Origin of the sequence: Sphingobium sp. ZW T5_29, assembly GCF_044987515.1 — a bacterium.
Lineage (GTDB): Bacteria > Pseudomonadota > Alphaproteobacteria > Sphingomonadales > Sphingomonadaceae > Sphingobium.
The window spans coordinates 1-9,277 of sequence record NZ_JBJDRM010000024.1; the positions used below are offsets into that span (position 1 = coordinate 1).

Consider the following 9,277-nt stretch of genomic DNA (forward strand, 5'->3'; position numbering starts at 1 on the left):
GCGGCGACGCAGATCCGATCGATGATCTGCTCCCCTACAACTGGGTCGATAGCCGCGCCGCCGCCAGCGCCGTCATCGATCAGGCCGCCTGAATGCCGCCGAGTGGGGGTGTTTTAGCGCTTACGGTCCACGTCGGCGACCGGGAGAACGACATTTACGAATTCTTCTGCGAAACGCAGGCACTCGGCACACATTTTCTGATCCGCACCTGTGTCGATCGCTTGGCCGGCGACGGTCGCCACACTGTTGCCGATGAAATGAGCGAGGTTTCCGTACAGGGCATGCACCGGGTCGTCATCGGCAAGGACGATCATGCCGACATCGAGCTACGCTAATTTATAATCGGCAAATCCATATTTAACTTTTGAATCGAGACTTCCAGGCATTTCTCGTAGTCATACTATCACTATTTTTTCTGTAGTGATCTAGTTGAAAATTGTAATTTGCCACCAAGCGGCCAATTGCAGATTTGAATTCTTTCCGGTTTGAAAAGTATCTTTCTTTATCAATGCAACAAATGTATCCCGTCTTCGAGCTAGGGTCAAAGGTGATGATTTTCTTCCGACGAAAACTACCTTTTGCCTGCGCCCTCATCTCGAGCGGGAAAAGAACAGCCTTGGTATAGAAGAATTTATCAGGAAGAAGATGGCCGTTTAAGCTTAATTTACGCCACAAATTACGCCAAACTCCCCTATTCCGCTTTGGTGAATGAGGCGTAGTTTCGTTGAGCGCAAATTCTAGCGGTGTAATCAGCTTCTCATTGACGGTGAGCGCCGACAAATCAGAGCGCCGCTGAGCCAAGTCCAGATTTTCTTCCCAGAAGCGTTCGCCTCTCATCACATCTTCTATCGCCAGTATCAGCGCCTGGGCCGATTCATAATGATAGGAATCGTTGAAACGATCAAAATAGGATCGCATCATCTTCTTAAGATCCTTCTTGCCCAGCTCCAAATGCGGGAAGGTCAGATGTGCCACCAGATGATAACGCATATCGAGATAGACCGTCAACGGAGACTGCTTGGCAAAGAAATCCTCTTGGTGGCTGACAATACCAGGTGCGTTTATGATGTTGAAGTCATTGGCCAATGAAAAACAGACATCATCGCCGCGAACGAAGAAGGGGAAAGGCCAACTTTTGACACACGAGATCGGGAAACAAAAATACCACCAGCCACCGTAGCGGCTTTTGAATGTTCCTGTCTGCGATGTGGTGACAACCTCCTCGAACTTTCGCAGGTCGCGCCCATTATGGATTGGCATGCAGCGCTGGTTGAATGTCGCGCTGGCTTCCCACAGGCGCCATTTATGCGATTGCGTGATCATCGATCCGCTGATCGCAAGGCGGGGGTCAACCGAATAGCGCAGGATCGCCATGGTGCGCCGCAAGGATTCCGGAAAAAAGATCGCGTCATCGTCCATGAACAGCACATGGGTCGAACGCCCCTCGTCAGACGCCTCCAGTAAGCCGCGGGTAAAGCCGCCGGCGCCACCATAGTTTTTGTTCTTGATGACGCGGCCGCGATCGAAGCGGATGCTGTCGGTATCCCCACCATTGTCGATGACAAGAAGGTTGAAGTCATTCCTGAGATCGGGGTTGGCGTCGAAATAATGTTGAAGCCGCAAAGCTGTCTTTTGCACTGCCGCGTCGCGCTTGAAAGTCGTGATGACCCCAGTCAACTTCACATCGTTCCGAACGGGACCGTTAACAACATAATCAATGGAATGGATCGTCAGATCTTCTATTGCGATGAAACGCGCATAAACCAAGCCTTCTAATGACACATCAGGCAGTGTAACGGTCTGAGTGGTGCCGTCCGCGTCCAAAATCATATGGACCAAATATTCCCAACTTTTGCCCTGACGCACCAAGACAAACTCTAGGATACATTTCCCCTTGGCGTTTATGCGGACTTCAACATGATTGCTCGGTTGGAGGTTGAAGAGATAGGCCGGAAAGGCGTTGAAATAGCTATCGAACCGGATCTCGGCATCTTTGATTGCGTAGAAATTGCCTGCGCTCCCGTTATAGCCGGCCAAGCCCGTTCTGTGGAAGAACAGGTCCGGTTCAGAATTAATGGCAGGATCTGGCGCGATCAGACGCTGGGCCACAAACTGGTATTCTACATCAGACGCACATTGGGCCTTATTCGCAACCAGATCCTTAATCACATTCTGCTCCGCTTTGAGCCTGCACCGAGTATTCAGCCCTTAATCGCTAAGCGCGCATTTGGGTATGCCCTGACCCCAAGAACCGCAAGCTATTTCATGGTTTGAGAAACTTCCGAATCCGCCTCTTAGTAAAGATCGTTGAAGATTTTCTCTGCGAGGCGCTCGCAGGATTTTCCATCTCGGTGCGCAAAAAGCTTCGAGCATACCGTCTCTTGATTGACCTTCAAATCTCCAGACTGCTCTTCCTTGATGGCCCGGTATGCCGCTTCGCCATCGGCAGTTTTAGGCCCAAGTGAGAATCCCGAAAGCGCTTCCTCATCGTAGATCGGTCGCTTATCTGTGTACTCTTCGCGGTCAGGCTGAAAAAACACAACATCACGCCCGGTTAACAGAAAATCGTAATAAGACGATGAGTAATCTGTAACTAGAACCGATGTCTCCCGCATGTAGGGATAGATATCATCAGCCGCAGCAGGCATCAGAATGCGAGACGAACCCAGGCCATTAACAATTTCTCGGATGGCATCTTCGTCTTTAGAAACACGATGGTTTTTCACCACCACCATGATGTCCGGATCTTTCGCCGTAAGCGTTAGAAAAGCGCGGATTCCTTCCAAGAAGGAGGTACGATCTTGGCCCGCCTCTCTGAAGGTAGGGCAATAGAGCGCCACTCGGCCGCCTTGCTCTCTAAAGTCCATCATCGACTGAAGGACGCTGAAATTGGTATTGAGATATAGCAGGGGGTTGTCAGGCGTATCCCCAAACAACATGTCAGTACGCGGACTCCCGCTTATCAACAACGACGCGTTAGGAAACGCCTCCTGATAGCGCGGTGCAACATATTCAGATTCTGCAATCGCATAATCGTTTGCTAGGCAGTCGGCAGCGAAATATGCAAAGTCCCAAGCGTTTTTGCGATTTTTCAGCAGCTGATAGGCTACTTTCTTTGCCGGGATTCCATGCCACATCTGGATGTTCGTGGCACCCACGAGACTTGCCTGCAGCATGCAATAATCAACGCGACCGAGATGATGCGTTGAACGTAGACATACCTTCGACTCGATTAGCTTCTGAAGGACGGGGCCGTCGTACTTGAAATGGATGGCCTCCACTCCAAATGAATTGAGTAGATCAGCCTCGCCGGCGCTGTGTGCTAACCAAAAAACCTCACAGTCATCTCGATATTTCTTGATATTATTGCTCAGAAAGGCGAAAATATACTTGCTGTTATCGCTAAACCCCCCGGGGGAAAGAACGGCGATCTTGTTTTTCTTGGCTCGCATCGATGCATACATCATCGATTGCACAGCGACGCCGTTACGGGCGAAGCGGTCGGCTTCCCGGATCTTCTTATCGATATCTGACATTCTAACCCCGATTATCGCGACTGACCTTGGAGCCTCAACTGTGGCTGCGCAGATCGCGCTTGCCCGATCTGCGGATCGGCGAACAGTCCCTTCTTCATCTCATGTTCGAATTCCGCCAGCAACAGGATCAGTCTGTTGTCTGAGTAACTATCCAGGATCGTGTGCCGCCCGGGCCGCATGGTCCGACTCAATCGGAAAATGTCGCTGAGGTTTGCCGCAATGTCGCTGCTCAATTCAGTGAACAGGCAGGTAGGGCTAACCCTGCGGGCAAATGCCAGGTGGGATTTCTGAAGCGAGCGGCTGAGCCATAGCGTGAACAGCGAGACTGCCCCTACCAGTTCGCCGTGAAGAACCTCTTTGGCCAAACCAAGATAATCGATGGCATGAGCTATCAGGTGCTCGCTACCGCTGCACGGCCGACTGGATTTGGCAAGGGCCATAGCCACGCCCGACAAGATCTGTGCGCGGGTGAGCTGAAAAATGAACTCCTCTTTCTCAGCATCGGGGTCGAAGCGAAGAACGGACTCAGCTGCATCTATCGACAGCAACAAAGCCGGATCGACTATTCGCTCGCCATGAACCGATGCGCTGAAGCGCCAATCGGCCACTGCGGAGAAATTCGAGAGCAGATCGCCAGCAGCGGCCAAAATGTTGCGATGAGGGCTCTCCAGGATCACTTGTGAGTCAATAATGGCACCGATGGGCATGTGCCCTGGCAGACTCTCCGTTCTGCCCTCAGCATTTCGCAGTACGGCGATAGGCGAAATCAGCCCATCATTGGAAAGGATGGTGGGTACGGCGAGCACGGCCTTATCTGCAAGCAGTCCAGCCCGTTTGCCAACATCGATGACCTTGCCGCCTCCAACGCAAATGATCAGGTCAATGTTTGATGCGCGGACAAATTGCCTGAGATCATCTGCGCAAGACTGATCGTTCGAAGAGACTGCGAAATGATTGATCTCGAAACCTATCAAGCTTTTGGCAATATCGATAGCGATGTCTTTGGAGAAGCTCGCGCCATGAACCACCACCACTCGATGGAAGGGTAAATCCTTCTCACGGATGATCTCGCCCACGCGATGGCGGCTACCCTTATCAATTTGGAAAATGAGAGGGAGGGCTGCGCTATAGTTAAACAGCTGCATAGCTTCTCACGCTAGGCGCACTCTCGTTCGGTGCGTAGGCCGCTTTCAGAAAAGTAAGGAAGCTTTCGTGGACGAAAGTGGGCCGGCGGCCTGCTTCGAGCCCTGGATCATCAGATCGGGCCTCTCCGCTCAGGACCAAAACAGAATCAATACCCATCGCATGACCCAGAGCTATGTCGGTATAGAGGCGATCTCCTACGATGACCGCCCGCTTGTCCGCTCCAAGGTACTTTTGCCTTAGATATGTCGCCATCTGGTCCGACGGCTTTCCGAAATCCTTGTCCATTTTAGTGCTGGTCACACTCTCCAGCAGATGCGTAAGAGCGCCGCAGTCTGGGATGAACCCCGAGGCGGTCGGACATCTGATGTCCACATGGGTGGAATACAGCTTAGCGCCAGCCGTCAGGTGATTACACGCCGCCGTCAGCTTAGTGTAGTCGACCTCTACATCGAAGGTCGCTAAGACCGCATTGGGCCGCTTGTTCGAAGTCTCATAGCCGTGCTCCGTCAGAAAAGCGGTGACGTCCTGAGTGGCCAAAGCGAAAATGTTGCGTGAGATGTCTTCAACCGATGCCGCAGCGAGAACGCTCAAGGGGCTGCAAAGCTGAAATGCATCAGGCAGCAGCCCCATTTTGATCAACTTCTTCTGATACTGAGCTGGCGGCATGGATGTGTTGTTCGTGACGGCCACGAAGGTCGTGCCGTGCACTCCAGCCGTTTCATTGATGAAATCGACCAAACCAGGAAACGGCTCCCCGCTTAGGTGCAGAGTCCCATCCAAGTCAAAGAATATGACGTCATAAGCTTTCGCTCGGGTATCAGATCCCCTGGAACCGGACATTCGCCTTCTCCAGATCGTCGTTATTGTCGATTTCCATCCACATTTTGCCGCCAATATCGGTGGCCTTGATGGCTGAATTGGTTCTAGCCTTGTTACGAAGCAGATCGTCTAGGGCCAGTTCGGTCCATTGTTGGCGCGCCCCGCGGCTCTGGAAAGTATCGATAATGCCATAAAAATCGGGCAGTTGCTGGGCACTGAGTCGGTAAAGGTCGATGGATACGACGAGTTCACCAATGGGCATGCTATTCATCTGCGGCGGCTTCGCGATGCCTCGGATAATCCCATTGGCATCGACGTCCACATGCATCGATTCGTCGTTCACTGGGTAAGCACCGTCAGCGAAGATCGCATCGCCTTCACCGCTGATCGCGGCGGTCAGCACACTCGGGTCGTAAACGCAGTCACCATTCATGATTACGACGTCATGCTTCATGTCGAGGGTAGCCAACGCGAGATAAAGCGAATGCATATTGTTCGTTTGTTCGTAGGAGTGATTTCGCACTATACGAATTTTTGATGACAGATCGCGCACGGCGGATTCAATCTGATCGCCTCGATATCCAACAACGATCGTAACTGAACGTACTTCAGGGCTGGGCAACAGAACCTCGAGAGCCCGGCCCAAAATGGTTTTTCCCGACACCTCAACAAGAAGTTTCGGAATAGAATCTGTGAGAGGCCGTAGGCGGCTCCCCACTCCGGCCCCAAGAATGATGACGTCCTTCATTTGTTCCCTCAGCGGTGAGCGGCGCGCGCGCAAAAAAACTGGCACGTCGATTGACACAAAAATGTAATGTTCACAATAGCGACCTGCGCCCATAGAAGGGCAGGCGGGGTGTCTTTGCTGGGCCAAGGAAGAAGCCGCCGACTGAGGGAAAATATGAATCTGCCAAGTGTAAATGAGATTCTCGACGCGAATCCAGTCGAGCCATCAGAAATCCCGTCTCATCTTGCAGATGTTTTCTGCTTCAACCTCGATGCGGACGACACAGAGACCCGTCGCAAGGTGGCTTTCAACGCCCTTCGGGCAGCGAAGATGGGCTTTGCCGACCTAACTGAACTGCGAATGGCATCGTGTTGTGTCCAAGAGGAGGGTGCGTGGCGCTTCTTCTATCGTGATCGGGGCCCTGGAGCGAAGTTCGAAGATTTTATTGTGAGGGCAGAGAGTGCACTCGATGAAATGTTCTTCATCTTCGTAGATGACTTGCTCTTGGCCATTGGCAAGAAAAACAGGTACAAGACCATCTTGCACATGCTTCTAGAGAACAGGATAGAAATTGGCTCTACCATGTCCGTTATTACTAAGAGTGGCATACTTCGCCACCAGAGCGGATCAATGGCTTATACCTTCAGCGATTCTGATCTCGATGTTCAGAATCCGGAACGATACAAAAGACCAACGAACCTCGTCAAGGCTGTATCTGATAGCAAATTTGTAGACAAGAAGGGATTTGTTAAAGGTAGGATTTTTGCGAATGAAGATAATTGCCGTAACATTGTAGGTCTTTACGACAAAATTCGACGATCAGTTAAAGAAATATCCTCATATGAAGTGTTCGCGGTTCATGGCACGCTATTGGGACTTGTTCGCGATGGGAAGATCATTGAAACTGATGATGATTTTGATTGCTGTTACCTATCTGCTTATCGGACCCCCGAAGAGGTCTCGATTGAGCGTTTCGTAATAACGGAAGGCTTACAACGTTCAGGCCTAAAATGCACGTTCAGCCCCACCGGTCATATCCATGTGCGGGATGGTTCGGCTGTAGTCGATATAGCGCCTGCCTGGTTTGACGCTGAAGGAGATTTCAATACATCCTGTTATACCTGTTTCCCCGCAGAATACGGTGACCTGTTTCCGCTTCAACCGATGCAATATATGGGGCACACAGTGATGCTTCTCCGCCAGCCCCAGATATTTCTGGAGCGATTCTACGGAAGGGGCTGGAAGGTTCCAGATCCACTTTTTGTGACCCGAACGATCAGGAAAGCTGGGGCGCGTCGTAATCTGTTCATTGAGGATGCGGAGTTTGTTAAAGCACTGCCACTTCGCTCGGCGATACATCCTGAGTTGAATGAAACGTCGGCACAGGATCTTATCGGCATTGATGCGGCGGCGGCATCGACAGCAGCTACCGACGCCAAAACGGAGTTGGCTATCTCTCCTATCCCCGGAACTGATGCGCCCGTTGCAGGCGCTACGCCTGATCAGATTGCCGCCCCCATACCATCAGCATCTTCTACCGTGACCGTTGCGACACCTAGATCAAAAGCCCCCCGAATGCGCGCAGAGCCGTGGGTGCAACCTTCTCCCCAAGTCAATCACGAGCCCCAGTTTTTCCAAGGGATTGCACGTGCTATGTGGTTACGGGCGGCCGCAGCTGGCGCGGCTGGGGCCGCAGTTCTTGAGGGGTTTACTGAGGTTGTCGCCGTGCTAACCTGACCAAAGGGGAGAGGCCGGCGTGTCAGATGGGCGAACTATCATATCAAGTTCGGACGACAATCAGGAGATCGTGTTTAAAGACGCCTCATTGATCACGATCTCTTTTGGACTCGATAGTGCCTCGCCTCGCGCGTTGGATGGCAGTCAAGAGACAGGCTGTGTAACGAGCACATCCTATGATCATATCTCGGAATGGCGAACCGGGACTCGTTGGATGATCCGCGCGATCGACGAAGATTTCTGGGCCTTCTTGTGCCAGGGAAGTGAAGCGCACTGCCTAGCTATTAAAAATGACCAGCTAATTCTAGCCTCCCTGACAGTGAAATCTAAATGGCGGAAGGAAGATCGGACTAATCGTGCAGCCATGTGGCGCGTCCACTACGAGGTGTACCGAGGGCGCTACTTATTACAAAACAAGAAAGGCGGTTGGATGGCCGGTTTCGGCGACAACCTCTGGGTTGAGAAACACCCGGATCATGACAGTCATGTAAATTTGCTAGGTCTCACGCGTATTGAGCCTAACCCAGCGCAATCACAAACTCGACTATCTTGATTGAGTGCACCCTTCCCGCTATTTTCTGTCGCACAGCGCGCGTCCCATTCCACATTATGCGCCGCGCCGTCGCATCGCTGTCGAGCTTGGCACTGAAATATAAGCCGATCCGTGTCCCAGGTAGGCATTCGGTGAGGGCCGCCTTGCGGTGATTGGCTGATATTTTGAGATGGCACCGGTGCAAGCGCCGGTGTTTGCACCGATACTAAGGACGGTGCGATGAGCCAAATCACAGTAATTTCGGGGCCGGAGCGGCGGCGGGTATGGACCGACCAGCAGAAGCGCGAGCTGGTCGCGGCAGTCTCGGCCCCCGGCGCGAACGTGGCGGAGATTGCCCGCCGTGCGGATCTTCGGCCGAACCAGATCTACAGATGGCGGCGGGAGATGGGGCAGGCAGTGCACGGCTTTGCAGAGGTGCAGGTGCAACCCGATCCGATGCCGGCCATGGGTTCGGCCATTACCGTAGAGTTTGAGCGGGCGATCGTGCGCATTCCCGCTGGCGCATCACCTGGGCTGGTGTCGGCAGTGCTGCGGTCGGTCAAGCCGTGATCCCAGTCCCATCCGGCGTTCGGATATGGATCGCGACGGGGCACACCGATATGCGGCGCGGCATGCGCAGCCTGGCCCTCCAAGTGCAGCAGAGTTTTGGCCGCGACCCCTTCGCGGGCGATCTTTACATTTTCAGGGGACGGCGCGGCGACCTCTGCAAGATCATTTGGCACGACGGCGTGGGCATGTCGCTTTATGCCAAGCGCCTCG

Annotated in this window: 10 protein-coding genes; 5 read left to right on the forward strand and 5 right to left on the reverse strand. The window is 52.8% G+C overall.

From position 1 onward, the window contains the following. Positions 1 to 92 precede the first annotated feature (92 nt). On the forward strand, positions 93 to 335 hold the full coding sequence (locus tag ACI3KQ_RS15730) for a hypothetical protein (protein ID WP_404959253.1): 243 nt from the start codon (positions 93 to 95) through the stop codon (positions 333 to 335). A 22-nt stretch (positions 336 to 357) separates the two neighbouring features. Here ACI3KQ_RS15730 and ACI3KQ_RS15735 read toward each other — a convergent pair whose 3' ends face one another. From ACI3KQ_RS15735 to ACI3KQ_RS15755, 5 genes are all read right to left on the reverse strand, one after another. Then, positions 358 to 2,169, reverse strand: coding sequence for a glycosyltransferase family 2 protein (locus ACI3KQ_RS15735; protein ID WP_404959255.1), 1,812 nt, complete (start codon positions 2,167 to 2,169; stop codon positions 358 to 360). A gap of 125 nt (positions 2,170 to 2,294) precedes the next feature. Continuing rightward, positions 2,295 to 3,536: a CDP-glycerol glycerophosphotransferase family protein gene (locus ACI3KQ_RS15740; RefSeq protein WP_404959257.1), complete on the reverse strand. Its 1,242-nt coding sequence runs from the start codon at positions 3,534 to 3,536 to the stop codon at positions 2,295 to 2,297. Positions 3,537 to 3,547: 11 nt separating this feature from the next. After that, entirely contained in the window at positions 3,548 to 4,681 is a 1,134-nt protein-coding gene (locus tag ACI3KQ_RS15745) for an iron-containing alcohol dehydrogenase (protein ID WP_404959259.1), read from the reverse strand. After that, positions 4,668 to 5,522, reverse strand: a complete 855-nt coding sequence (locus ACI3KQ_RS15750; protein ID WP_404959261.1) for an HAD-IIA family hydrolase — start codon at positions 5,520 to 5,522, stop codon at positions 4,668 to 4,670. The genes ACI3KQ_RS15745 and ACI3KQ_RS15750 overlap by 14 nt, the downstream gene beginning before the upstream one ends. After that, the gene (locus ACI3KQ_RS15755) at positions 5,500 to 6,249 is read right to left on the reverse strand and encodes an NTP transferase domain-containing protein (RefSeq protein ID WP_404959263.1); all 750 of its coding nucleotides are present in this window, start codon (positions 6,247 to 6,249) and stop codon (positions 5,500 to 5,502) included. The genes ACI3KQ_RS15750 and ACI3KQ_RS15755 overlap by 23 nt, the downstream gene beginning before the upstream one ends. Before the next feature lie 153 nt (positions 6,250 to 6,402). Here ACI3KQ_RS15755 and ACI3KQ_RS15760 point away from each other — a divergent pair, with 153 nt between their 5' ends. The 4 genes from ACI3KQ_RS15760 to tnpB all read left to right on the forward strand — a co-directional run. Further along, on the forward strand, positions 6,403 to 7,965 hold the full coding sequence (locus ACI3KQ_RS15760) for a hypothetical protein (protein WP_404959265.1): 1,563 nt from the start codon (positions 6,403 to 6,405) through the stop codon (positions 7,963 to 7,965). 214 nt (positions 7,966 to 8,179) lie between these two features. Next, positions 8,180 to 8,518, forward strand: a complete 339-nt coding sequence (locus ACI3KQ_RS15765; protein WP_404959267.1) for a hypothetical protein — start codon at positions 8,180 to 8,182, stop codon at positions 8,516 to 8,518. A 219-nt stretch (positions 8,519 to 8,737) separates the two neighbouring features. Then, positions 8,738 to 9,067, forward strand: coding sequence for a transposase (locus ACI3KQ_RS15770; RefSeq protein ID WP_404959269.1), 330 nt, complete (start codon positions 8,738 to 8,740; stop codon positions 9,065 to 9,067). Further along, a partial coding sequence (gene tnpB, locus ACI3KQ_RS15775) for an IS66 family insertion sequence element accessory protein TnpB (protein ID WP_404959271.1) occupies positions 9,064 to 9,277 on the forward strand: 214 nt, incomplete at its 3' end. The genes ACI3KQ_RS15770 and tnpB, both read left to right, overlap by 4 nt.